Here is a 25901-nt window from a genome sequence, read left to right on the forward strand (position 1 = left end):
ACCGTTGCTCCAGTCATTTCATTTTGCAGGAATGGTGCAGTGCGGGCGTGACATACGCCAAAACAAATTTACACGTCACCTCCCAGGAATCCGCCGCTTTGATGATTCCATAGCCGCGCGTAAAGGCCGTTGAGCGTTATGAGGCTTTGATGGTGGCCTTCTTCTACAATACGACCCTTATCTATCACGATCAGGCGATCCATCGCAGCGATAGTTGACAAGCGATGGGCGATTGCGATCACTGTCTTGCCTTGCATCAGTCGATACAAGCTGGACTGAATGGCTAATTCCACCTCGGAGTCCAGAGCGCTGGTCGCTTCATCGAGCAGGAGGATCGGCGCATCTTTCAGCATGGCACGAGCTATCGCAATCCGCTGGCGTTGACCACCCGAAAGCTTTATCCCCCGCTCGCCCACATGCGCATCATAGCCTTTACGCCCCATGGGGTCGGTCAGCCCGGCTATAAAATCGTGTGCTTCGGCTCTTTTCGCAGCGGCGATCATATTCTCATCGCTCGCATCCGGCAGCCCGTATGAAATGTTATCCCTTACTGAGCGATGCATGAGTGAGGTATCCTGCGTGACCATGCCGATGTTGGCGCGCAAACTGTTTTGGGTAACATATTTAATATCCTGTCCATCGATCAATATGCGCCCCTGCTCGATATCATAAAATCTGAGCAGCAGGTTTACGAGCGTAGATTTACCTGCGCCTGAACGTCCAACCAGTCCAATTTTTTCACCCGGCTTGATATGTAACGAGAGGCGATCTATTACGGGTGTATCTCCTCCATAACAGAAGAGCACTTCCTCAAACTTGATATCAGCATTATTGATCCGCAACGGTTTTGCGTCAGGATAATCGGTTACCAGGTGCGCGCGGGATAAGGTATTGATACCATCTCTCACAGTGCCGACATGTTCGAATAGCGAAGCCATTTCCCACATGACCCAATGAGACATGCCGTTGAGCCGTAGCGACATTGCACCGACGACAGCAACCGCGCCGACGCCTATTTCACCCTTAGTCCATAACAACAACGCCACGCCAACCGCACTGATGATAAGCGCCGCGCCCATGATCTGATTAACCGTCTCAAAGCTGCTGATCAATCGCATTTGGCTATGCACCGTTTTCAGAAACTCCTGCATAGCCGATCTCGCGTAGCTCGCTTCCCTGCCCGCATGAGAGAAGAGCTTGACCGTTGCAATATTGGTGTAGGCGTCGCTTATGCGTCCTGTCATGAGGGAACGTGCATCGGCCTGGGATTGAGAAACCCGGCTCATACGTGGAACAAAAAACCACAATGTGAAAATATAGAGGGTTAACCACGCCATGAAAGGCAGCAACATCCAGACATTGAAATTACCGACCACTGCAACCAGCGTAAAAAAGTAAATCGTTACGTAAACGAGGATGTCTCCCAGAATAAAACAGACGTCACGTAGGGCGAGAGCGGTTTGCATGACCTTGGCCGCTACGCGACCCGCAAATTCGTCCTGATAAAAATTCATGCTCTGATTTAGCATCAGCCGATGGAAATTCCAGCGTAGCCGCATCGGAAAATTTCCCCCTAATACCTGGTGTTTAATGAGATTTTGCAATCCGACCAATAAGGGGCTTGCCGCCAATATCCCGGCAAACAGGAGAAGCGTGTACCGTTCTTGTTGCCATAGCAGAGAAGGCGGGATTTCGCTGAGCCAGTCGACCACCTTCCCCAGTATTGCAAACAATATTGCCTCGAACGCGCCTATAAACGCGGTAAGCAGGGTCATCGCAACAAGATATCGTCTTACGCCATCTGTCGCTTCCCATACGAAAGATGAAAAGCGTTTTGGAGGAATTTTGTCCTGGGAATCTGGATAGGGATAAATCAGTTTTTCGAAGTAACTAAACATTTAACCTAAATCCGGTAGTTGACCGCTTATTTTATAGATCAGTGCTATGATTAATAACAATATTTCATATTATTTGACGCTCACCTTCCGGGTGAGGCCGCTACGGGATGAATTGCACAGTTTTTGCGGCACATGGCTTCGTTGCAACTCCTCGGAATGGAACGGCGCCCCGAAGCGTCGCCCGAGGGGCCCCGCGCAGCGGGGATCGGGCAGCGCAGGGGATGCCGCGATCGCGCTACACCCGCAAGGGGGCGCCCGCCTCCCGCTTCGGGGTCGCACCTTCCTGCGGAAGGCACTGCTCCGCCCTGCGCGGTCGCATTCCGCGTCGTTGCGCCTTGCCCTGCACCCCAAAAACCGTACACTTCACCACGTCCAACTACCGGATTTAGGTTTAAATCATCCAATAGCGGCTGTAACGGCAAAACCTCTGATTGCTAAAATGCATTAAATTTGATATTTGGCCGCCGCATGGCTACATTGAAATACGATTATGACCATCGCAGCCTGAAGCTGAAACAAAATATACAATAGCACCTATTCTCTAATGCGATATCCGATCAACGATCGCGGCGCCGTCCAGTCAGGCTGAATGGCATGCGGTCAAGGAAGTGAAATCTGGAGCATACATGCCTGGCGCCTATGCACATCTCACGCTGGTTAATCTGATCAGGGAACCGGTCCGGCTCGAAAGCCGCGGTTTAACGCCTGAAGCAATCGTTCCGGTACTGGATTACTTCCGGTTCTGCGAGCTTGGCGCGGTCAGCCCGGATTATCCTTATCTGGATCTCGCTCATCCCGATGCTTGTCAGTGGGCGGATAGAATGCATTATCAAAAAACCGGCGATATGATCAAAGCAGGAATTGATTTTATTAGAAAACTGAGCGGTGCATCGCAGCAGAAAACATTTGCCTGGCTGCTGGGATACACGAGCCATGTCGTAACAGATGTGACAATTCATCCCGTTATCGAGCTGAAAGTAGGCGAATATCAAAAGAACAAGGATAAGCATAGAATCTGCGAGATGCATCAGGATGCCTACATATTTCAGCGATTGAATATCGGTGAAATTGGTTTAGGCGAGCATCTGGATTCGGGAATCTGGGGATGCTGCGATAAACCCGACAGCGGAAAACTCGATCCCATAATCGTCATGACCTGGCAACGCATGCTTGAGACATGCTATCCCGACCCCTATCAGCGCAATTCCCCGATCATCGACAACTGGCATGGCGCATTCAAGTTCATCGTTGACAAAGCGGAAGAAGGAGGCGCGCTTCCCCCCTTTGCGCGACACGTCGCCGCGAACATCGGGTTGACCTATCCGGCTATAGCCGATCTCGACAATCAATATCTGAAGGGTTTGGCCACCCCTCTCGGTTCGATGGATTACGATCAGATTTTCGAACGGGCGATGGAAAACGTCCTTACCGCCTGGTCATATATTGCCGGTGCGGTGTTCACGAACGATGACAAGTACCAGACGGCATCCGTCAACTGGAATCTGGATACCGGAAGAGACGTTGACGGCAACTATGTCTATTGGAAGAGCCCCGCATGAGCAGAACCACTGCTGCCAGCGCCATTAGCGTTACGATTACGATTGGTTTCCTGGCGGCCTGCACTGTCAGCCAGCGAGGCCCCGATAGTGAGGAAATGTATGTCAAAGCCTCCGCACTGACAAAACTATCGGCCGCGGTAGAGTCGACGGTGCGCTACAAAAACCCCCCACCCGGCCTTGGCGACAGCGAATTGCTGGAACTCGCCACCCGGCACGATCCGGTGCTACTGGAAAATTTTCAAGGTTATAAGCTCAGGGTGCTGCGGCAGGAACGCCACTCGGTTGTACTCGTATGCGACGCGACCGGCACCCGTGCTCTTCTGGAAGATGCGGGCTGTTCCGGGCCGATGGATCACGAGCGCTGGATCGGAAAGACGGAGGCATGCGAGTTCTCCATCGATACGAAACAGGTTTGTGGCGCAAATTGATACTCATATTCATTTACGCCCAGCCAGAATCAATGGAATATATAGTCTCATGCGACATTCCGTTTCCTCTGCAAACGCCGGGCCTACGTTTCCAACCTGTTTGACCTGTTCGTTCATAAATCCAGTTTGACCACGAGGAGGATCAGAACCATGGCCGAACCCGCCATTCAAGACCGTGCTGCCGGCGCCATCATGGGCGCCTTTATCGGAGACGCTCTGGGCCTTGGCCCTCACTGGTACTATGACCTGGAGGAGCTTCACCGCGACTACGGCGACTGGATCACAACTTATACGGACCCCAAACCGGGCCGTTACCATGATGGCCTCAAGGCAGGTCAGTTGTCGCAGGCAGGCATTATTCTCAGGCTCATGCTCCGTTCTCTCGTCGAGCGAGGCGGCTATGACGAAGCAGATTTCTGCAAGCGCATGGATGAAGAGCTGTTTCCTTTGCTTGATGGTACTCCAGCGAACGGACCTGGCGGATATACAAGTCAGTCCATCCGCAATGCCTGGCGCAAGCGCGTCCAGCAGAAACTGCCCTGGGGGCAGACGGGTGGCCATGCCGATACTACCGAAGCCATCGAACGCACGCTCGCCTTAGCCGTCCGCTATGCGACTCAGCCTCACGAATTGGCGACAGCTATTTCCGACAATACCCGCCTTACCCAGATCGACGATGTCGTGCTTTCGATGACAGTCGCTTACGGGGCGGTGCTCAGCCTCCTGGTGCAAGGGCATAAGCTCGATAAAAACCTGTCCAGCAAGCTGATGCAATTAGTGAAGACGGGCGAACTGCCTTTTCATGCGGTAACGCAATCAGATTTGCAACCGCCCCGCCCCGGGGACCCGGACCCGCCCGTCGCCGGGCGGTTCGCATCACCTGATGCCCTGCTGACACCCTCGTATGTTTCCATCGCCGCCACGGACCCGGGAATCCAGATAGACCCTCCATGGAAAGTGTCACTTGTATACGGCATGCCTTGCGCCATCTATCACCAACTTCCCGCGGCCTACTACCTTACTGCCCGCTTCCCTCAGGATTTCGAATCCGCTGTGCTGCACGCCGTAAATGGCGGAGGGCAAAACCAGGCTCGCGCCATTTTGACTGGGGCGCTAGCTGGAGCCCAAGCCGGGCTGTCGGGCATCCCCCAGCGCTTCCTCGACGGCCTGGAAGAAGGCGAAACACTCAGGCAGCTTGCAGTGGACCTGGCCGCGCAAGCAGGCACACCGCATGCCCCGCCAGAGAGAGCAAAAAAGCAGTAGCCCGGAAAACGATCGGAGAGGTACGCCCGGAGTGTGTGAGTCGAATGGCTCCTCTAGAAGCGCATAAGGATTCCCTTTTGCTACACTGGAACAAACAATGCAAGGTATTGTTTTTTTCGTTCGCTTTGGCTTTGGCGGTGTAGATTCGATTTAAACCATGGAGGAGATAAATCATGAACTACGTTGATGGATTCGTTGTCGCCGTGCCTACGGTCAATCGGGAAATCTATCGGGAGCATGCCGCAAAGGCTGCCATAGTATTCAAGGAGTACGGCGCGCTGAACGTCGTCGAGTGTTGGGGTGATGACGTGCCCGAGGGCAAGCTGACGTCATTTCCGATGGCGGTCAAGTGCCAGGCGGACGAGACGGTGGTGTTCTCGTGGGTGACGTGGCCCTCGCGTCAAGTGCGCGATGAAGCCTGGAAGAAGGTAATGGTCGACCCGCGAATGCAGCCGGAGGCCAACTCAATGCCATTTGACGGCAAGCGTCTGATCTACGGTGGATTCGAGGTGCTGGTAGAGGCGTGACATAGCCGTTTTTAGTTTGTATTATGCGCTCTCTGCTACTTTAGGAACGACAATAACAGTGCTAAGTATGGTTCTACCTGCTCCCCGTAATTAGCTGCAAGGTGCAGTAGAATCCTCGCATGGCTGGGTGTTTCTGGAAGTATCAATGGCACTCTTCTGTCGAGCCAATCCGCTTGCAGCTTCGCTCACACTCGGCTAATCCTGTGTTGCGATAGAATCGGTAGCCCCGCGCTTTACTACCGTATCCTTCGCCTCCGGCAGCAGCTCCGGATAATCCCGGCTGTAGTGCAGACCACGGCTCTCATGCCGCAGCATGGCGCTTTGCACGATAAGGTCGGCGGTATCCACCAAATTTCGTAGTTCCAGCAGATCGCTGGTTACGCGAAAATTTGCGTAATACTCGTTGATTTCTTCGTGTAGAAGACTGATGCGGTTCTGTGCGCGTTGCAGACGTTTGGTAGTGCGGACAATACCAACGTAGCTCCACATGAAACGCCGCAATTCGTCCCAGTTGTGCGAGATGACGATCTCCTCATCTGCATTGGTAACACGGCTTTCGTCCCATTGCGGCAACTCAACGGCGGGCGCTGGCGTCTGCCCGATAATATCATTGGCTGCCGCCTGACCGAACACCAGGCACTCCAGCAGGGAGTTGCTTGCCAACCGATTGGCGCCATGCAGACCGGTATGGGCAGTTTCGCCGATCGCATAAAGATTATCCATGTCGGTTTTGCCCTTCCGATCGGTGAAAACGCCACCACAGGTGTAGTGAGCGGCGGGCACGACGGGAATGGGTTGCAAGGTGATATCGATGCCGAATTCCAGGCAGCGTTTATAAATGTTGGGGAAGTGCTCTTTCAGGAATTTGGCCGGCTTGTGGGATATATCGAGATAAACGCAATCGAGTCCGCGTTTTTTCATTTCAAAATCGATTGCACGGGCGACAATATCCCGCGGCGCGAGCTCCGCGCGTTCATCGTGCCAGGGCATGAACCGCGAGCCATCGGGAAGCTTCAGCAAACCGCCTTCGCCACGTACCGCCTCACTGATGAGAAATGATTTGGCATGAGGGTGATAAAGGCAGGTGGGGTGGAACTGGATAAATTCCATATTGGCTACGCGGCAGCCTGCGCGCCAACCCATGGCGATGCCATCGCCGGTAGCGGTGTCGGGATTGGTGGTATAGAGATAAACCTTGCCGGCACCGCCAGTCGCCAATACTATGTTATTAGCGCCGATGGTGTAGACCTGTCCGGCTGCACTGTCCAGCACATAGGCGCCATAGCAGCGGTTGCCATTATTATCCGTGCGGCCCAGTTTCGCGCTGGTAATGAGATCGATCGCGACATGGTGCTCAAGCACGGTGATATTTGGATGGGTACGTGCCTTCTCGATCAGGGTCAGCTGCACGGCCTGCCCCGTCGCATCCGCCGCGTGGATCACGCGTCGTACACTGTGACCGCCCTCCCGGGTTAAATGATACCCGGTCCCGCTGCCCTGGTTTCGAGTGAACGGAACGCCCTGGCTAATGAGCCACTGGACGGCCCGGGGTCCTTCTTCCACCACGTACCGCGTAACGGCTTCGTTACAGAGACCCGCACCGGCGGTAAGCGTGTCCCTTATGTGGGCTTCGGGCGAATCTTCCTCCGACAAAACCGCAGCAATCCCCCCCTGCGCCCACCCGCTGGCGCCGTCCAGTAGCGCACGTTTGGTAATGAGGCCCACCTTGTTGGTTTGCGCCAGATTCAGCGCCAGGGTGAGGCCAGCCAGACCGCTGCCGATGATCAGAGTGTCGAAATTAAGCTGTGGCAATTGGGCAATTGGGCAATTGAGTATTCTTGTTTTAATTCCAATGAATGCAATAATAACAGACCTGCCGCCGGTCTTTATACGCATTATGCCATCATGCTTTGCGACACGGGATAGCGACACGGGGCAGGAAGTCGAACCGGCGGGTTAGCCGCATAAGTAAAGCGAAGCGCAACCATCATTCCGCTTATTTCAACCTCACTCCTATTGCTTGCTTCACCACCAGCCTAATCCTTTGCGTGGTATCCATGCATTAGAAAATCCTGAGGGGCTGCACTTCACTCCAACCTCACCGAAACTTCACGCGTCAACGGATGGGAAGGTCGGAACAGGTCTTATAGTAAATATTGGAAAGGACGCCCCCGCTCTTCTCCCCATTTTAATAGCAAAGGCTATGTCTGCTATCGTACAGAACGCGCTGCGCCGCGGGTGCACATTATCTTCTTGCACCGATTTTTGCCCTGGCCACATAAAAACCGATTGACGAACAAAAAAAGGAGACTTTTCCTCATGCCTAGTGATAACAGCCAAGACATGCAAGCATGCATCGACGCGTGCAGCCATTGCCACCAGATCTGCCTGCAAACCGCCATGAATCATTGCCTTGAAACAGGCGGGAAACATGTGGAGCCCGAGCATTTCCGACTCATGATAAACTGCGCCGAAATCTGCCAGACGTCGCTTAATTTCATGCTGAGCGGTTCAAGGCTGAGCAATCACGTCTGTGGTGTCTGCGCCAGAATTTGCGATGCTTGCGCGGAAAATTGCGAAAAACTGGATGGGATGGAAGAGTGCGCCCGCGCCTGTCGCAAATGCGCGGAAAGCTGCCGAAGCATGGCGGGCTACAGTCACTGATTCTCGCAACCCCACTTTCGGCAGAATGCCGGATTGAAGCAGCAACACTGTGAGTAGCAAGTACCCCCGGGATTGCGGTTGATGCGATGTAAAGTTACGTAGAGCGCAGTAATTTGAACCGCGACCCTCGTCTGGCTATGTCACGTTTTTATGCAGCACCTGCAAGAATGAGGATGCCGATAAAGTGAAACCAGGGCAATCGAATCGGCCTTTTCCATTCTTCGGTCTCTTAAATTAACTTTTGAACTATTATTAAGGTCGTTTTTTAGTTGTAAAACTATCCGGAATTGCGCCATGAACTCTGCCACATCGAATAACCACATTTTCAGCTGAACTAATTTATATTATGCGTTGTCTGTTCACACAGGTCGCCAATAGCGTGTCTGCGCGTAACACCCAGATGGACCCTTGAACGAGTATACTTGACTGGGCTGCCTCGTAATGTAGCAGCCACAAGTATAAAAAACACAAATTCAGGGATTAGGCGGCATGGGTGACCGGGAAATCGATCAGCAGCTGGTGGAGCGCGCGCAACAAGGAGACAAACATGCGTTCGATCTGCTGGTGGTCAAGTATCAACGCAAACTTGCACGACTGCTATCGCAATTTATCCGCGACTCGGCGGAAGTGGAGGATGTGACCCAGGAAGCGTTTATAAAGGCTTATCGCGCGTTACCGTCGTTCCGTGGGGACAGCGCGTTTTATACCTGGTTGTACAGAATTGGTATTAATACGGCAAAAAATTTTTTGGTGGCTCAAGGTCGGCGTGCGCCGACGACCACCGCCGGCTTCGATAACGAAGACGCCGAAGGCTTTGAGGAGGGTAGTCATTTACGGGAGATGAACACGCCGGAAAGCGAACTGACGAGCAAGCAGATCGCGCAGACGGTTAATCAGACCCTGGACGAACTGCCTGAAGAATTGCGTACAGCAATTACGCTGAGAGAAATTGAAGGGCTAAGTTATGATGAAATTGCTGTCATCATGAATTGTCCCATCGGTACGGTTCGGTCGCGAATATTTCGTGCCCGGGAAGCTATAGCGGAAAAACTACGGCCCCTGCTGGGGACCGGCAAAGATAAGAGGTGGTAGCATGCAAGATAAAATATCAGCGTTGATGGACGGCGAGCTGGATCCTGAAGAGGCAGCGGTTGTCGTCGACCAATTCAAAAAAATGGATGGCTTACGCGAGCAATGGGCGCTTTATCATCTGATCAGCGATTCGCTGGGGCAATCCGATGCAAAACTTTTCGATATCACACGTCGCGTCGGCGCAAGGTTAGCGAACGAACCGGATATAGCGGCGGTGCGCGCACGGCGCTTGTCGATGAAGCATAAACCGATTGCCTACGCTGCCGCCGCCTCGATCGCGGCAGTAGCCGTCGCGGGATGGATGAGCCTGCAAACGATGCAACAACCGGAGATAGCACGGCAAAATATGGCGCAGAACAATCCCGCTCCAGCAGCCGCTGTTCCGGCGGTTCCGGCAGCGGTGTCGGCTCCGGCGCAAATCAACGATTACCTTCTTGCGCATCGGGAGTTTTCGCCTAGTACCTCGGTGCATGGCGTAGCACCTTATATGCGTACGGCCGCGGAATCGCACCAAAATTTTGCCAGATGACACGGGTCGCGCTGGCTACCCTCTTGCTGTTATGCGCCAACGTTCAACCTGTATTTGCGCAACATTCGCCCAGCTCATCCCCAGAGGCATTAAACTGGCTGCAAAAGATTGCTGCCGCGCCTCGTCAGTATAACTACGTCGGCACTTTCATTTATTCATCCGGCGATCATATCGAGACCTCTCGCATCGTCCATTTCGTGAATGAGGACGGCGAGCAGGAAAGAAGCGAAGTGCTGGATGGCGCACCTCGGGAAATCATCCGTAATAATGATGAGATGAGGTGCTATTTGCCGGAAAGCAAGACCGTTGTCACTGAAAAGCGCTGGCTTCGAAAAGTTTTTCCGGCACTGCTGCCGCAGCCCTTGAATAATCTGGATGAGAACTATATTGTCAAGAAAGGTGGGCAGGAGCGCGTCAGCGATTACCTTTGCCAGGTAATCGAACTGGAACCCCGGGACGATAAGCGCTATGGCCAGAAACTATGGGTAGATATCCATACGGGCCTGCTGCTTAAAGCTGCAGTGATGGATAAGGACCGCATCGTCGAACAGTTTGTTTTTACTGCATTGAAAATTGGCGGCAATGTAGATAAAGAACTATTGAAATCCAAATACGCGGGGAAAGCTGCCGAGTGGCGCACCACCAATCTCGTATCGTCTACAGTAGGACGCGGCAAACTCGGCTGGCAGGTTAAAGATCCTCCTTCTGGATTCAAAAAGATCATCGAAATGAAGCGTCATCTCTCAGGAAAGCCGGCACCAGTGGGGCATATCGCATTATCGGATGGCCTTGCGGCGGTATCGGTGTTCATCGAGCCGGTATCCAAGGATTCCCCCCCCCCGAGTGACGGGCTTTATCACAGCCGCGGTGCAATCAACATCTATAGCCGTACTATGGCGGACAACGTTGTAACAACGGTAGGCGAAGTTCCGCCGGCCACCGTAATGCAAATCGGGAACTCGGTAAGCAGGAAGGCCGATTAGAAACGGGATGGGAATCGGATTGGAACCTCAAGACCAGCTTGAGTTGTATTCCGATGCACGCCAATGACGAACCACGAACCGGAAAAACATGTCCGGTAGTCCTCGTTCAGGTTGCCTGCCATCAGGTCCGGGTGCTGACGGTGAGTAAAAATGCCCAGCCTATACCGCTTGATTCCTGAGGCTGTTACGAACCGTTTCTGGCGCGCCAGACCGAAAAGTTCGGTATGATAGTCTTGCGGAAGCTCAGCTATTTATCTCGAATGGAAGGTTTATTCGTTTTTATTCCTATGGAAGACAGAGAATGATACGCAAATTTGTTCTGATCACGCTGATTGGATTGTCAACTACCGTTTTCGCACAGAACCGGGAATTACCCGATTTTACCAGTCTCGTTGAAAAAGAAGGCGCTGCCGTGGTGAATATAAGCACGGTGCAAGCACCCAGCGTGGTTTCCAATCGGGATTTTCCAGGGATGCCTAATATTCCCGAGGATGACCCATTTTTTGAATTTTTTCGCCGACACATGCAGCCCTATGGCGCACCCAGGGATTTCGAGTCGAAATCCCTGGGGTCGGGCTTCATCATCAGTTCTGATGGCTATATCCTGACCAATGCGCACCTGGTGGAGTCTGCCGACGAAATTACGGTAAAGCTTACCGACAAACGCGAATTCCGCGCCAAGCTGATAGGCGCCGACCGGAAAACCGATATCGCGCTTCTCAAAATCGAAGCCAGCGGCCTGCCTAAGGTAACCCAAGGCGATCCGAGCAAAATGAAAGTTGGCGAATGGGTAGTGGCGATCGGTTCGCCCTTCGGCTTTGAAAACAGCGTGACCGCCGGCATCGTCAGCGCCAAAGGGCGCTCTCTGACGCAGGAAAATTTTGTACCTTTCATTCAGACCGACGTGGCGATCAATCCCGGCAATTCGGGTGGGCCACTATTCAATATGAATGGCGAAGTAGTGGGTATCAATTCTCAGATTTACAGCCGTACCGGCGGCTTCATGGGCTTGTCATTCGCTATCCCCATCGATGTAGCCACGAATATTTCAAATCAGTTGATCGCTACCGGCAAGGTGAGCCGTGGCAGGATTGGCGTACTGATACAAGAAGTGACCAAGGAACTCGCAGAATCCTTTGGATTGCCGAAACCTGACGGCGCGCTGGTCGCTTCGGTACAAAAGGGCAGCCCCGCAGAGAAAGCGGGTATGGAAGCGAGAGACGTCATTTTGAAGTTTGACGGCAAACCCGTGACTGCTGCAGGCGATTTACCGCGTATTGTAGGCGCCACCAAGCCTGGGACGAAGGTGCCGGTGCTGGTTTGGCGTAACGGCGCCACCAAAGAAATGACGGTGACGGTAGACGAAACGCCACCGGATGAGAAACCGGTGGGCCTGGGCGGTAAACGCGGTAAAGCGCCGGATACATCCAATCGTATCGGGCTCAGCTTGAGCGAACTCAGCGCAGACCAGAAGAAACAATTGGAGGTGGACAACGGCCTGCTGGTGGAAGACATGGTGCCAGGCATCGCCAGTCACGCAGGTGTCCGCCCGGGTGATGTGATCCTAAGCATAAATAATCAGGATGTTACCACCGTCGAGCAATTCAATCAGTTGCTCAACAAGACCGGAAAAGGGCGTAACATCGCACTTCTCGTCAGACGCGGCGATACCGCGACTTTCATCACGATGAAGCTCAATGGCAACGACAGCAAATAACCCGGCCGCTTCCGATACCGACACCTATCCATTGACGTTGGTGGTATACAGCCGAGAGCATTGCCATCTCTGCCAGGACATGATTGCCGCCCTGCGAGAATTACAGGCGCGGCTTTTTTTTCACCTCGACGTGGTGGATGTGGATAGTGATGAAGAGCTACAGTCGCGTTACGGCTTAAAGGTTCCGGTACTGCTAGCCGGAGGAGAGGAAATTTGCCACTATCACCTCGATCCTGTTGCGCTTGATGCTTATTTCGCCAAAATTCGCTAGAATGCATATTCTTGAATAGACGAGGTTGCCGGATTCGCGCAAGACCTGCGAGGACCAATACCATACATTTTCAAGAGGGCACAATAGTGCCCTTTTTAGTTGTTTATATTCCCGCCATTCTGATCATCATCCTCTTTGATTCCATCCTGATTCCCTGACCGCTGATGCAGCACATTCGTAATTTTTCCATCATTGCCCATATCGACCATGGTAAATCCACCCTCGCCGATCGCATCATTCATTTGTGCGGCGGTCTGTCGGACCGCGAAATGGAGCAGCAGGTACTGGATTCCATGGACCTGGAGCGCGAGCGCGGAATTACGATCAAGGCGCAGACGGCCGCGCTGGAGTACACGTCGCGCGATGGTACTCATTATCTGCTGAACCTGATCGATACGCCGGGACACGTCGATTTTTCCTACGAAGTATCGCGCTCGCTGGCGGCTTGTGAAGGCGCGCTGCTGGTGGTGGATGCCTCGCAGGGCGTAGAAGCCCAGACCGTTGCAAATTGCTACACTGCCATCGAGCAGGGGGTGGAGGTAGTGCCGGTACTGAACAAGATCGATCTGCCTGCAGCCGAACCAGCGCGCGTAATTGAAGAGATAGAGGATATTATCGGCATCGACGCCCAGGATGCGCTGTTTTGCAGCGCCAAGACCGGAGAGGGCGTGCTGGATATCCTCGAAGCGGTTATTACACGTATCCCACCACCCAAAGGCGATCCTGCTGCGCCGTTGAAGGCCCTGATCATTGATTCATGGTTCGATAACTATGTTGGCGTAGTGATGCTGGTGCGGGTATTGGATGGGATACTCAAACCCAGAGACAGGATATTGCTGATGGCCAGCAAAGCGGTCCATCTATGCGAGCAGGTCGGCGTGTTTACGCCCAAGTCAAAAAACCGGGAATCTCTCGGTGCAGGCGAGGTGGGCTTTATTATTTCCGGCATCAAGGAATTGAAATCGGCCAAGGTGGGCGATACGGTAACTTTGGCGGAACGTCCGGCCAGCCAGCCGATGCTTGGCTTCAAAGAGATAAAACCGCAGGTATTTGCCGGCCTTTATCCAGTGGAATCGAACCAGTATGAGGCTTTGCGCGATGCATTGGAGAAATTGAAGCTTAATGATTCCTCGTTGCAATATGAGCCAGAAACATCGCAAGCCCTGGGTTTTGGTTTCCGCTGCGGTTTTCTCGGCCTGCTGCATCTCGATATCGTACAAGAAAGGCTGGAACGGGAATACGGCATGGATCTCATTACCACCGCCCCGACAGTTGTATATCAGATAATGATGCGCGACGGCTCGACGACTGAAATCGAGAATCCGTCAAGACTGCCTGATCTCTCGAAAATAGAGGAAATCCGCGAACCGATCATTACTGCTACCATCCTCGTTCCACAAGAATATGTGGGTGCGGTCATAACGCTTTGCATCAGCAAGCGCGGAACGCAGAAGAACATGCAATACATGGGCAGGCAGGTGATGCTCACCTACGAAATGCCGCTCAATGAAGTAGTGATGGATTTTTTCGATAAGTTAAAATCCACAAGCCGCGGGTATGCGTCGCTGGATTACGAGTTCAAGGAATTTCGAGCTTCCGATCTGGTTAGGTTGGACATTCTCATTAACGGCGAGAAGGTGGATGCACTGTCACTGATTGTGCACCGGGCCAGCAGCCAGTACCGGGGACGGGAACTCGCGCAGAAAATGCGCGAACTGATTCCTCGGCAAATGTTCGATATTGCGGTACAAGCCGCCATCGGCGCGCATATCATCGCGAGAGAAAGTATCAAGGCGCTGCGCAAGAACGTGCTTGCCAAGTGCTATGGCGGCGACATCAGCCGCAAACGCAAGCTGCTCGAAAAACAGAAAGCCGGAAAAAAACGAATGAAGCAGGTCGGGAATGTCGAGATTCCCCAGGAAGCCTTTCTGGCTATTCTGCAAGTGGGCGACAAATAACAACGATGGGCATCAGTATTCAAAAGGCTTATATACGCCAGCCAGAGCAGTTTTTGCCTTCAATACGGCGCCAGATATTATCACTCGGGAACGCGGAATGAACTTTCCTCTCATCATGCTGATACTGCTGATAGCAACCGGCGGTATCGCATTGCTCGATCGCTTCGCGCTGCGACGCCATCGCGCGCCGGAAGCCCAGGGACCGTGGTGGGTGGAGTATCCCAAAAGTTTTTTTCCCGTGATCCTGGTCGTCTTTTGCCTACGATCGTTTTTGGTGGAGCCTTTCAAAATCCCATCCGGCTCGATGATCCCGACTCTGCTGGTAGGGGATTTTATACTGGTGAACAAATATACCTATGGTATTCGGTTGCCCGTCATCAATCTCAAACTATTGGACGTGAAAGAGCCACAGCGGGGTGAAGTAATGGTGTTCCGCTATCCGGAGAACCCCTCGATGGATTATATCAAACGCATTATCGGGGTTCCGGGTGATACCGTCACCTATCACAACAAGAGGCTTGCTGTAAATGATATTCCAGTTAAAACGCAGCCGGACGGGGAATATACTTATGTGGAATCCGGCCTGAATTACGTCTACAGCCGTCGTTTTAGCGAATCGGTAGGAGATCATAGCTATAAGATTCTCATCAATTCTGAAGTTCCTGCCATACAGCTTGCCGGCGTGCGTCCATTCCCCCATCATGAGAATTGCAGCTACAATGACAATGGTTTTACCTGCAAGGTGCCAGAAGGCAATTATTTCACTATGGGCGACAACCGGGACAGCAGCAGCGATAGCCGATACTGGGGATTTGTTCCGGAGCGCAATATTGTCGGCAAGGCATTCATGATCTGGTGGAATTTCAATGATCTCAAGCGAATCGGGTTATCCATTGACTAGCCGGGGCCAAGGTGAATCACGGCGGGCAATTGCGCCATACGATAATAGAGGGTCAGCTGCGGCCCGGATCAAAAATCGTATAAAACTTGCCAGGATATGAACAGTGATGCACTGTGCCGGAAAATAGGCTACATTTTTAATCGACCTGAGCTGCTGCGTCAGGCACTGACTCACCGAAGCCATAGCCTTCCACACAATGAGCGCCTCGAATTTCTCGGCGATAGTGTGCTCAACTGTGCCATCGCAGGATTGATATTCAGGCACTTTCCGGACCTCACGGAAGGTAACCTATCACGAGTCCGGGCCAACCTGGTCAATCAGCAAGCACTGGCCGAGCGAGCCCAGATACTTGGATTGGGAAAGCTGATCAGATTTGGCGATGGAGAACTCAAAAGTGGCGGAGAGCAGCGTCCTTCTATTCTCGCCGACACACTGGAGGCGATACTCGGAGCGATATACCTCGATGGAGGTTTTACCCAGGCTGAGAAGGTCATTACAGCGCTTTTCGCTCCGTTACTGAAAGGGCTGAATGCGCAGACGCTGGGCAAAGACCCTAAAACGCTTCTTCAGGAATATCTTCAGGGCCTCAGGCTGGCGCTGCCACAGTATTCTGTTATCGCCACCACCGGCGAAGCTCACCAGCAGCAATTCAAGGTGGAATGCATGATTGTAAAACCTGATATCCGCACTGTGGGAGAAGGTGTCTCCAGGCGTAGCGCGGAGCAGGAAGCAGCGAAACAAGCTTATGAGCAGCTTCATTCGCGCCGTTAGCAAACGGCAGATAGGGCAGAAAGTCCCTTTATGTTTTTTTGCGCTGCACGCTCGCCCATCACCGGCTTTCCCTTCCCGTTAACCATTTCCTGCATGAATATTGACCTCGACCATTCTACCGATCCCAACCATAGTAGTGGCTATGTCGCTATCGTGGGACGCCCCAACGTCGGCAAGTCGACGCTATTGAATAGCCTCGTTGGGCAAAAGATCAGTATCACATCAAAAAAATCACAGACCACGCGCCATCGCATCAACGGCATTCTCACCGACGCGCGATCCCAGTTTATTTTTGTCGATACTCCCGGTTTTCAGACACGGCATACGAATCGTCTGAATAGCGCAATGAATCGTATCGTTACTCAAAGCCTGCGCGATGTGGATGCGGTAATATTCGTTATTGAGGCGATGCGTTTTGATGATCGCGACAAAATGGTCGTCAAACTCTTGCCCGGAGACCGGCCGGTGATTCTTGCTGTCAACAAGGTAGATCGGATGATCGATAAATCGCAGATGCTTCCCTTTCTCGAAAAAATGGCAAAGGAATTTCCTTTTGCGGCAATCGTTCCGGTAAGCGCTGAGCGTGGAACCCAGTTATCGGCGCTTATAAACACAATTCGGCCGTATTTGCCGCAAAACCCGCCATTGTTCAGCGAAGACGAGGCAACTGACCGCGATGAGAGATTCATCGCCGCCGAGCTGGTTCGTGAAAAATTGTTCAGGCTGTTGGGTGAAGAAATTCCCTATTCAACCAGCGTCATCATCGATCAATTCAAAATGGAGGGAGAGCTGCGCAAAATTGACGCCTCCATCATCGTGGACAAGGCCAATCAGAAAGCGATCATCATTGGCAAGGGCGGGGAAAAGCTCAAGCTGATCGGTACCACCGCACGCAAGGATATGGAGGAAAATTTTGGTGGTAAGGTATATCTCAAGATCTGGGTAAAGGTTAAAAGTGGCTGGGCTGATGACGCGCGGGTTTTGAAAACCCTGGGGTATTCGTAAACCCGGTTGACGAATAATGACCGCGGACAAACAGCGTCAGGACGCCCAGCCCGCATTCGTGCTGCATACTTACCCATACCTTGAAACCAGCCTCGTGGTGGAAGCGTTCACGCGCAATTTCGGACGAGTGCCGCTGGTGGCAAAGGGAGCCAAGCGTCCAAAATCCGCCTTCAGGGGCCTATTACGGGCTTTTCAGCCGCTGCAACTCAGTTGGGGTGGAAAAACGGAACTGCGCACGCTGCACAAGGCGGAATGGCAGGCAGGCCAGATGCCGTTGCAGGGGACAGGCCTCATCTGCGGTTTTTACCTCAACGAGTTGCTGGTGCGCCTGTTGCACCGTAACGATCCGCATGAACAGCTATTCATATATTACCAGGAGGCCCTGTCCGCGCTGAGCAACGGGAAAGATTACATTCCCATACTGCGGCGCTTTGAACAACGGCTGCTGCAAGAGCTCGGTTATGCCTTGACACTTGACCGCGACGCCTCCGGCAATTCCATCGATGCGAATAAAGATTATTGCTATGAAATCGAGCGTGGGCCGGTACCGTTCAATGGACATCACTGCGATCAGGGCTTGCAATTGGACGGCAAGACGCTTCTGGACATGGAGCGGGGTGATTATTCCGACACGCTGACACGGCAACAGAGCAAGGCGCTGATGCGCTATATACTCAACCACTATCTCGGCGATAAACCACTCCATACGCGCCAACTGCTGAAAGACCTTCAGCAGCTATGATATATCCATTAGATAATCACTCCTGCTTGCGCCAGCTCAACGTACATGAACGCCTGAAACCCGCAAGCTTGAGCGCCGTGCCTTCAAGTCTTGCGGACGAAGACACGGCTCCACGGCAGACACGAAACCATTACCGCAAGCGAGGTTGAAACGATAGATTACCTGTGGAGAGTCCCAGGAAAGCATGATTGATCAACTTGAAGCGGGAAGAAAATAGATGCAACCGAATATCGAGGCATTTCTTGATCCAGTGACGCAGACGCTTAGCTATATTGTCTTCGACGAACCCGGTGGCACCTGCGCAATCATCGATCCCGTGCTGGATTACGACCACAGGTCGGGCAGAACGAATACTTTATCCGCAGACAGCCTGATTGCGTTCGTGGAAAACCAGCGACTGAAAGTGGAGTGGATTCTTGAAACACATGTGCACGCTGACCATCTGACTTCAGCACATTATCTCAGGAGTCAACTGGGCGGAAAAACCGGCATCGGGCGTGAGGTACCAAAAGTACAACGGATCTTCAAGGAGATATTCAACCTTGGGCCCGAATTCATGCCGGATGGCCGCCACTTTGATCATCTCCTGGGGAATGACGAGACCTTCGAAATCGGTAAATTGAGTGCAAAGGCGATTTCGACCCCCGGCCATACGCCTGCCGACTTGTCTTATCAGTTCGGCGACGTCATCTTTATTGGCGATACGCTCTTTATGCCCGATCTCGGCACGGCACGCGCCGATTTCCCTGGAGGGGATGCGCGCCAGCTATTTCGGTCGATACGCAAACTGTTGGAACAACCGGCGGAGACCCGGTTGTTCATGTGCCACGACTACCCGCCCCCAACCCGCCAGGCCCGCTGGGAAAGTACCGTCGCTGAGCAGCGTGCACGGAATATACATGTGCACGACGGAATCTCCGAAGACAGTTTTGTCGCCATGCGCGAAGCACGTGACGCTACGCTTGATATGCCGATGCTGTTGCTTCCATCGGTGCAGGTTAACGTGCGGGCGGGAGGGATGCCACCGCCGGAAGGGAATGGTGTTTCATATTTGAAAATACCGTTGAACCTGATCTGATAAGCTGAGAGTGGACGCTTGCGTGATACCCTTTATCCTTTATCCTTTATCCTTTATCCTTTGGCAATGGCAGCGAATTTGTTCAATGGCTGATTTACTGCCGTATAGCCTGTATAGATAGGTGTCATGCGAATAAAAGATACACCGCCAGTAGTACCCCCACCCCGGCGACAGATACAGATAGAAACGATGTAAGCCATGGTATGGCCAGTTTGGGCAAATCCTCCGGCGGGAGAGACCGTATATAAAGCCTGTGATTATGGAAAGCCCCCAGGATAACTAAGGAACCGGCCAGCACAAGAATAATGCCAAGCGCTTCCGAAGACCAATGAGGCGCCGCTGCCGAAATTCCGGTTGAAGCCGTCATGAGGTTCAGAAACAGTCTGAACCTGGCGACGACAAAACCGAGCGCCGTTATAGTAAGCCCTGTTCGCACCCATGCTAAAAGTGTGCGTTCAGCTGCGAAGAAAACTCGTGGATCCGACATCTTTTCTAGCTCGCTCTCTTCCCTGCGGGTTTCCGAACGGGTTAATTTTATAGCGATACCGTGCGACCAAGCTGAATCTCATACTCCTTTTACCACCGTAATCGGAATCGCGCACAAAGCATGTTGTCCTTCCAATACAGTCTACTATAGTATAGTGAGTTTTTATTTGAGCATCATCGCCTGGCTATTGTAAAACGCGAGGCATGTACAGGTTCATCGGCAACCTTGGTCAGGCTTGGTTTTTGCCAGCAGCCAGTCAGCGCTGTGCCTGCCGCAAGCAAAGGTTTTTCCTACGCGCTGATCGAGTAATTGGCGTGATACAGTGGCAAAATGCCCAGCTACTGCATGCGCTATCATTTTGACCACCGCGCACAGACTGCAATTATTGAGACAAGCAAGAATTATGATAAAACTCGGCGTCAATATTGATCACGTCGCCACACTCCGGCAAGCGCGACGCACGTCCTACCCCGACCCTGTAGAGGCGGCGTTAATCGCCGAATCTGCCGGAGCGGATGCGATTACGCTGCACCTGCGCGAAGACCGTCGCCACATCCAGGACAAGGATGTGGAACTTTTGCGCGGCTCGCTTAAAACCCGCATGAATCTCGAAAGCGCGGTGACCGATGAAATGATCGATTTTGCGCTCCGCATCAAACCCCATGATGTTTGTCTTGTGCCTGAAAGACGGGAGGAACTGACAACCGAGGGCGGGCTCGATGTGCTGCAGCACTTCGATCAAGTGCAACGCGCCTGTCGCAAATTGGCGGAGGCTGGCATCCGCGTATCGCTATTTATCGATGCGGATCATGCACAGATCAATGCTGCAGCAGACTCCGGTGCGCCGGCTATCGAAATTCATACCGGTCATTATGCCGATGCGGACACCACCGACGAGCAACAGCATGAGCTGGAGCGGGTCCGCATCGCAGTAGCGGAAGGCCTTCGCCAAGGGCTGCAGGTCAATGCAGGCCATGGATTGCATTATCACAACGTTCAATCCATCGCGGCGATGAGCGGCATATCCGAACTCAATATCGGCCATTCAATCGTGGCTCGCGCTCTATTTGTCGGTTTTGAACAGGCAGTACGAGAGATGAAAAAGCTGATGATCGAAGTGCGCAAATGATTTATGGGATCGGAACCGATCTGGTCGAGCCATCACGTATTGCGCGATTACTGGAAAAATATGGCGAGCGTTTTGCCAAAAGATTACTAACGAATGAGGAATGGCCGGACTACATCAAGAGCGGCCAGCCTGCCATGTTTCTGGCCAAGCGTTTTGCCGCCAAGGAAGCCTTGTCCAAAGCAATCGGCACGGGTATGCGCTACCCGGTAAGCTTGACCCATATTGGAATAACCCATGACGACCTGGGCAAACCGTACTTTACCTTTCACCCGGCATTGAGCACGCTTTTCACGAACAAAGGCATTACCAGCCATCATCTTTCCATTAGCGACGAGTTAAATCTTGCCTGTGCTTTTGTTATTCTGGAAAAATAGCTGTCCACTTTATAATATCAATTTCTTGTATGACTCAAGAAGCTTGTCATAAAACATAAAACCTGCAGCACCGACATTTCTTGCGCCTTATCTTCCCCGAAAATTTCAATTCAAATTCATAGAGACGCACTATGTCGCTCGGCCCTGTCATGCTCGACATCGAAGGCACGCAACTTACTGTCGACGATAAAATAAAACTCCACCACCCGCTGATCGGCGGCGTGATCTTATTCAAGCGCAATTACTCATCATTCATGCAGCTCAAGCAGCTGACCGCCGAGATCCATGCACTTCGAACTCCACCATTATTAATAGCAGTAGATCATGAGGGCGGCAGAGTACAGCGTTTCCGGGAGGATTTCACGAGACTGCCCCCTATGCGCGAACTGGGCAGGATCTGGGACGCACACCCCCGCCACGCTCGACACCTGGCGCAGCAGACGGGCTACGTATTGGCTGCAGAACTGCGCGCAGCGGGGGTGGATTTCAGCTTTACCCCGGTGCTGGATATGGATTATGGGCAGAGCTGCGTCATCGGTGACCGTTCCTTTCATCGTAAACCGCAAGCGATCACCGAGCTGGCGCATAGCCTTATGTCCGGCCTGAAATCCAGCGGCATGACGGCGGTGGGAAAGCATTTCCCGGGACACGGCTATATTCAGGCGGATTCCCATGTTGAAATGCCGGTAGACGAACGTTCATACGCGGAAATCGAAGCAAACGACCTGAGCCCATTTCGCAAAATGATCGATTTCGGCCTTGCTGGCATCATGCCGTCGCACGTGGTTTACCCGAAGGTGGATATGCGACCGGCAGGCTTTTCCGACATATGGCTGAAAAAAATTCTCCGCGGAGAACTTGGCTTTGAAGGATGTATTTTTAGCGATGATTTGAGCATGGAAGGCGCAACAGTTATCGGAGATGTGGTGCAGCGCGCACAAACAGCACTAGCGGCGGGTTGCGATATGGTCCTGGTGTGCAATGATCCAGAGGCAGCGGATATATTACTGGCGGAATTAAAATGTGACATTGCAGCGGTCAGCATTATTCGCCTCGCGCGCATGCGTGGAAGACCCCACCCCGCTTCGATCGCCGAACTGCGTGAGAACGCCAGCTTTGTGAAAGCAGTCGAACAGATTTCAAGCATTGGAATCCAGAGCGGCGAGTTGCCGCTGGCATAACGCGCCAGGTTCCTTTTCCTCCCCCGCCACGTCAGCAGGCTCTCTCGGTAGAGCGATGGTAAGCTTATCCGTAAGCGTGTTTTCAATCATCAAATAGAACATTGCGTTGCTCCCGTAGAGCCGTAGACCAGTGCCAAAATTTATCCGAGCCTGGTTGAAAAAGCGGTAAATGCAACTATATTGATTGTTAAGTGCTGATTCAATTTCTCAGCATTGGGTACAACATCAACAATATGGAGGCATTATGGCTATAACCCGTTATGAACCCTGGAGCCTGTTGCATCAACTACATAGAGAACTGGACCGCGCACGTGAAGGCGGGGATGGCGAGGGATCGACCGCTACTGCCGAATGGGCGCCAGCAGTCGATATCAAGGAGGATGCTGATAAATTCATTCTCCAGGCGGACCTTCCAGGAGTTAAACCGGAAGAAATCGATATCAGTATGGAAGAGGGCGTGCTGACTATCAAGGGCGAAAAGAAAACCGAAGCCAAAACTGAAAAAGAAGGATACAAGCGGGTTGAGCGTACTTATGGCTCTTTTTACCGACGCTTTAGCTTACCCGATACCGCAAATCCGGACGCGATATCGGCAAAATCAAATCATGGGGTGCTGGAAATTGTCATCCCTAAACGTGAAGCTGTCCAGCCAAAAAAAATCAGCGTAACCTCTGCCGAGTGAGTGATCTGACGGAGTCTTCGGGCTCCGTTTTTTTGATCGGAATCCGATATTGGACGGGAAACTCACCAGAAAGGTGAAGCTCAGGGTACAAAAAAGCCTTTTCGGTTATAGCGCTGATTGACAAATGAGCTCAAAAACGAGCGGTCAACTGCGGATTCAGCTTGATGGCAGATGGTTGATGCGCACGCGATACGTGAGAGTGGCCTTGCCGTTCGCGGGGATTGATATTTTCCATTCCGCAATGCCGGATGTTCTCTTGACATGAGGTTGAGATTCCGAAACCATCGTCCAGTCTCCTGGCACGGGTTCTCGTACAACCACTGTAACCGATTCTTTTTTTACATTCTTCAATACAATTTGAAAAGCAGCTTCGACAATGCCATTGTGGCGCCCTTCCCCGCCTGATCTTTTGAAGTCCGTCTGCTTTTTATCGGCAGTCAAATCAAACGCGTCGCCCAGTTTCACGCGCACAGATCCATTCTCCGCCGTATGGTCGATCTGATCCTCGCCCACGAATTGCGCGTTACCCTGCGAGTCTTTTTTGTAAACCCGTACTACTCCCTTGGGTAGCGGAAGACCAAGCCCTTTGCCACTGTTTTGAAACTCAAAAATTACGCCAACTTTCGATATCTGGTCGAGATCCACACTCTGGCTGAAGTAATAATAGTCCGCTCCGGACAGCAGAAATTGCTTTGTGACGGAAATATGATTCGCGGACATCAGCGCTACCTGCTTGGTCTGAGCCTCCGCCAACGTTGTGGATCGCGGGAGCGTATACAGGTGATAATCAAGCAGCGACTCCTGCTTCATCTGCGTGAAATCCGCCATTTCCGCCGTCATGCTCATCGCTTTACGCTGCATTGGGAGCCGCTGGCGGCCCCGGTTCAGATCACCCGCCACGAGTTGCAACCGGGCATTCGGATAAGCAATTCCACTTTGATTGATCAGCGTAACCCAGCCGTTGAAATCAAGATGATCCTCACGATCGTTCAATTCCGCCACGTAATCTGCACGCCATGAAAGGCCCGACGTTAAATAGGAAAGCTCGAGATTCTGTTCGCCCTGAGCTGAATTGATGAGCAAGATCACCAGGGTCGGCTTATCGCGCAAACCCTCTGGCACACCTGGAAACGCCAGTCTGCCTGGATTACCCGTCTCGATACGATCGCCGAACTCGAGTACTGCCCCGTTATTTGCCGCTAGCACTATGGCCGTTTCTCTGGTTTCAGTACCGGTCGCCGGGTTGGTGCGGATGGCGATTACTTCCTTTCCGACATACTTTTCCAGTAATTTTTCTGGCGTCAACAGTTCGGAATTAAAATTCTGCTCCAGTAATCGAAATCCCGCGGAGTGAGTCAGATTACGCAGCTGCGCCGTTTCAGGGTGTATCTGGCCGGAGATGTCACGCCAGGCCAGCTTGTTGAAATCCAGGTCAAGCTTGACCCGGCGCGTATCCTTCACTAGCGCCAGATCATCATTGTAAATCGTGACAGCCATGCCTTTTTGTTCAGCGGCAGCGATGACTTTCTCTTCACCGGCTCCTCCAGAAGCCGCAACGGCCCCGAAGGAAGCCATTGCGAAGCTCGCGGTGACAATTCCTGTTACCCAAATTTTCAGCATTTCATTACCTGATTTCTGTTTTCTTACCCGGTTACTCAGCAAGCTCTATAGTGGGCTTGTCTCGGAGGCCTGAATACCCCTGCGCGACACGATAATATACATGCCGCAATGGTTTACCGTCCCGCATGAGCGCCAACTCCTTTACTGGCCCCGGTTGAACCAGCGCGGGTGTAATATCGTCTACCCCCGCGATATCATGCTCGAGCTGATGGGGCTTCATGCCCACCAGAATGATCGGCCGGGTCGTTGGTGGCTCCGATGGATACCAGAAATCGTACATCGCGGCGTTCTGGCCGAACATGTTGCGCGAGCGTATGTCCATCGGCTCCTCTTTATTATAGAAAGACAGGGCGCTGGCGACCGACCACCGGCTCATTCCCACCACGATAGGCTCCTGCCCGGCCTGCTGTCGAACCGCCGATACAACCCGCTCGACCTCCTCTGTTGCCTCTCGCCAGAAATAGTGCTGATTGAAAACCGCGTATGGAACCCCGGGTATGCCGAGCACGACATAGTGAAGCGCGAATGCATAGAGAAATAAACAAACGCCGATGGTAGGTTTCCACGCCGCTCTGACGCGGTTTGCCAGAACTTGCCTATTGCCGGTTTGACCCATCATCCACGCCATGGTGGGCAGCACCGCAAGCCACACCGGCGCCGTCCAGTGAAACTTTGGCGCCCCAAACAGGCTGAGCCAAAAAAATGCGGCGAGCGGCACGGCGGTGAACACACGTATGAACAGGCGTCGCCTGCGCATGTACGGGTTGTCGGCGCCATCTTTACCGAGCAATGCCAGACCGGCAGCCAACATGCCTACGGGCGTTAAAACCAGCAAAATATGAAGAAACAACCATTGCAAAGAAAATTGGTTGCCTATTCCCGTAGCCCGCTGTGATTGAAATCGGATCGAGGCCCAGTCGTGCTGGAAATTCCAGATGATCACCGGCGAAAACAGCAGTAGCGCAAGCGCAGCGGCCAGATACGCATGCGGCCGGCGCAGCCAGCGGCGTGAGGCAGGATCGAGGATCACAAACAGCAGCGC

Annotated in this window: 25 protein-coding genes; 20 read left to right on the top strand and 5 right to left on the bottom strand. The window is 52.6% G+C overall.

The window, feature by feature from the left end:
• Positions 1 to 68: 68 nt before the first annotated feature.
• Complete coding sequence (locus tag BLS94_RS07090; protein WP_072768553.1) at positions 69 to 1898, bottom strand: ABC transporter ATP-binding protein; 1830 nt, start codon at positions 1896 to 1898, stop codon at positions 69 to 71.
• A 626-nt stretch (positions 1899 to 2524) separates the two neighbouring features.
• Here BLS94_RS07090 and BLS94_RS07095 point away from each other — a divergent pair.
• The 4 genes from BLS94_RS07095 to BLS94_RS07110 all read left to right on the top strand — a co-directional run bounded on the left by BLS94_RS07095 (position 2525) and on the right by BLS94_RS07110 (position 5675).
• The gene (locus BLS94_RS07095) at positions 2525 to 3457 is read left to right on the top strand and encodes a zinc dependent phospholipase C family protein (protein ID WP_072768554.1); all 933 of its coding nucleotides are present in this window, start codon (positions 2525 to 2527) and stop codon (positions 3455 to 3457) included.
• Entirely contained in the window at positions 3454 to 3885 is a 432-nt protein-coding gene (locus BLS94_RS07100) for a hypothetical protein (RefSeq protein WP_072768555.1), read from the top strand. Before BLS94_RS07095 ends, BLS94_RS07100 begins: the two co-directional genes overlap by 4 nt.
• Positions 3886 to 4035: 150 nt before the next feature.
• Positions 4036 to 5148 carry an ADP-ribosylglycohydrolase family protein gene (locus BLS94_RS07105; RefSeq protein WP_072768556.1) on the top strand — a complete coding sequence of 371 codons (1113 nt, stop codon included), beginning with the start codon at positions 4036 to 4038 and terminating at the stop codon, positions 5146 to 5148.
• A 173-nt stretch (positions 5149 to 5321) separates the two neighbouring features.
• Positions 5322 to 5675 carry a DUF1428 domain-containing protein gene (locus BLS94_RS07110; protein ID WP_072768557.1) on the top strand — a complete coding sequence of 118 codons (354 nt, stop codon included), beginning with the start codon at positions 5322 to 5324 and terminating at the stop codon, positions 5673 to 5675.
• A gap of 195 nt (positions 5676 to 5870) precedes the next feature.
• Here BLS94_RS07110 and nadB read toward each other — a convergent pair whose 3' ends face one another.
• Positions 5871 to 7571, bottom strand: coding sequence for an L-aspartate oxidase (nadB, locus tag BLS94_RS07115; RefSeq protein ID WP_090958986.1), 1701 nt, complete (start codon positions 7569 to 7571; stop codon positions 5871 to 5873).
• A gap of 423 nt (positions 7572 to 7994) precedes the next feature.
• On the opposite strand from nadB, the gene BLS94_RS07120 reads away from it, so the two are divergent.
• The 12 genes from BLS94_RS07120 to BLS94_RS07175 all read left to right on the top strand — a co-directional run bounded on the left by BLS94_RS07120 (position 7995) and on the right by BLS94_RS07175 (position 19386).
• Positions 7995 to 8339 carry a four-helix bundle copper-binding protein gene (locus BLS94_RS07120; RefSeq protein ID WP_218124756.1) on the top strand — a complete coding sequence of 115 codons (345 nt, stop codon included), beginning with the start codon at positions 7995 to 7997 and terminating at the stop codon, positions 8337 to 8339.
• 489 nt (positions 8340 to 8828) lie between these two features.
• Positions 8829 to 9431 (top strand): RNA polymerase sigma factor RpoE, encoded by a 603-nt coding sequence (gene rpoE / locus BLS94_RS07125; RefSeq protein ID WP_072768908.1) that lies wholly within the window; start codon positions 8829 to 8831, stop codon positions 9429 to 9431.
• A 1-nt stretch (position 9432) separates the two neighbouring features.
• Entirely contained in the window at positions 9433 to 9960 is a 528-nt protein-coding gene (locus BLS94_RS07130) for a sigma-E factor negative regulatory protein (RefSeq protein ID WP_090958992.1), read from the top strand.
• Positions 9957 to 10943: a MucB/RseB C-terminal domain-containing protein gene (locus BLS94_RS07135; RefSeq protein ID WP_072768910.1), complete on the top strand. Its 987-nt coding sequence runs from the start codon at positions 9957 to 9959 to the stop codon at positions 10941 to 10943. Before BLS94_RS07130 ends, BLS94_RS07135 begins: the two co-directional genes overlap by 4 nt.
• Positions 10944 to 11244: 301 nt before the next feature.
• Positions 11245 to 12660, top strand: coding sequence for a DegQ family serine endoprotease (locus BLS94_RS07140; protein WP_072768911.1), 1416 nt, complete (start codon positions 11245 to 11247; stop codon positions 12658 to 12660).
• The gene (locus BLS94_RS07145) at positions 12641 to 12931 is read left to right on the top strand and encodes a glutaredoxin family protein (protein ID WP_072768912.1); all 291 of its coding nucleotides are present in this window, start codon (positions 12641 to 12643) and stop codon (positions 12929 to 12931) included. The genes BLS94_RS07140 and BLS94_RS07145 overlap by 20 nt, the downstream gene beginning before the upstream one ends.
• 161 nt (positions 12932 to 13092) lie before the next feature.
• On the top strand, positions 13093 to 14889 hold the full coding sequence (lepA, locus tag BLS94_RS07150; protein ID WP_176767821.1) for a translation elongation factor 4: 1797 nt from the start codon (positions 13093 to 13095) through the stop codon (positions 14887 to 14889).
• Between the two features lie 97 nt (positions 14890 to 14986).
• Positions 14987 to 15790 (top strand): signal peptidase I, encoded by an 804-nt coding sequence (lepB, locus tag BLS94_RS07155; RefSeq protein ID WP_072768914.1) that lies wholly within the window; start codon positions 14987 to 14989, stop codon positions 15788 to 15790.
• Positions 15791 to 15886: 96 nt separating this feature from the next.
• Positions 15887 to 16561, top strand: coding sequence for a ribonuclease III (gene rnc, locus BLS94_RS07160; RefSeq protein WP_072768915.1), 675 nt, complete (start codon positions 15887 to 15889; stop codon positions 16559 to 16561).
• Positions 16562 to 16654: 93 nt separating this feature from the next.
• The gene (era, locus tag BLS94_RS07165; RefSeq protein WP_072768924.1) at positions 16655 to 17566 is read left to right on the top strand and encodes a GTPase Era; all 912 of its coding nucleotides are present in this window, start codon (positions 16655 to 16657) and stop codon (positions 17564 to 17566) included.
• 16 nt (positions 17567 to 17582) lie between these two features.
• On the top strand, positions 17583 to 18308 hold the full coding sequence (recO, locus tag BLS94_RS07170) for a DNA repair protein RecO (RefSeq protein ID WP_072768916.1): 726 nt from the start codon (positions 17583 to 17585) through the stop codon (positions 18306 to 18308).
• Between the two features lie 217 nt (positions 18309 to 18525).
• A complete protein-coding gene (locus tag BLS94_RS07175) occupies positions 18526 to 19386 on the top strand; it encodes an MBL fold metallo-hydrolase (RefSeq protein WP_090958996.1) in 861 nt (286 codons plus the stop codon).
• Between the two features lie 124 nt (positions 19387 to 19510).
• Here the strand turns inward: BLS94_RS07175 and BLS94_RS07180 are convergent, their stop codons facing one another.
• Entirely contained in the window at positions 19511 to 19873 is a 363-nt protein-coding gene (locus BLS94_RS07180; RefSeq protein WP_090958999.1) for a YidH family protein, read from the bottom strand.
• 403 nt (positions 19874 to 20276) lie between these two features.
• On the opposite strand from BLS94_RS07180, the gene pdxJ reads away from it, so the two are divergent.
• The 4 genes from pdxJ to BLS94_RS07200 all read left to right on the top strand — a co-directional run bounded on the left by pdxJ (position 20277) and on the right by BLS94_RS07200 (position 23239).
• A complete protein-coding gene (gene pdxJ, locus BLS94_RS07185) occupies positions 20277 to 21002 on the top strand; it encodes a pyridoxine 5'-phosphate synthase (protein WP_072768919.1) in 726 nt (241 codons plus the stop codon).
• Positions 20999 to 21376: a holo-ACP synthase gene (acpS, locus tag BLS94_RS07190; RefSeq protein WP_072768920.1), complete on the top strand. Its 378-nt coding sequence runs from the start codon at positions 20999 to 21001 to the stop codon at positions 21374 to 21376. Before pdxJ ends, acpS begins: the two co-directional genes overlap by 4 nt.
• 131 nt (positions 21377 to 21507) lie before the next feature.
• Complete coding sequence (gene nagZ / locus BLS94_RS07195) at positions 21508 to 22557, top strand: beta-N-acetylhexosaminidase (protein WP_090959002.1); 1050 nt, start codon at positions 21508 to 21510, stop codon at positions 22555 to 22557.
• A gap of 244 nt (positions 22558 to 22801) precedes the next feature.
• Positions 22802 to 23239: an Hsp20/alpha crystallin family protein gene (locus BLS94_RS07200; RefSeq protein ID WP_072768922.1), complete on the top strand. Its 438-nt coding sequence runs from the start codon at positions 22802 to 22804 to the stop codon at positions 23237 to 23239.
• A 156-nt stretch (positions 23240 to 23395) separates the two neighbouring features.
• Here BLS94_RS07200 and BLS94_RS07205 read toward each other — a convergent pair whose 3' ends face one another.
• Entirely contained in the window at positions 23396 to 24859 is a 1464-nt protein-coding gene (locus tag BLS94_RS07205; protein ID WP_090959005.1) for a DUF4139 domain-containing protein, read from the bottom strand.
• Positions 24860 to 24890: 31 nt separating this feature from the next.
• The coding region (locus BLS94_RS07210) for a glycosyltransferase family 39 protein (protein ID WP_371130240.1) at positions 24891 to 25901 on the bottom strand (1011 nt) is incomplete at its 5' end.

Source organism: Nitrosospira sp. Nsp18 (assembly GCF_900103145.1).
GTDB lineage: Bacteria > Pseudomonadota > Gammaproteobacteria > Burkholderiales > Nitrosomonadaceae > Nitrosospira.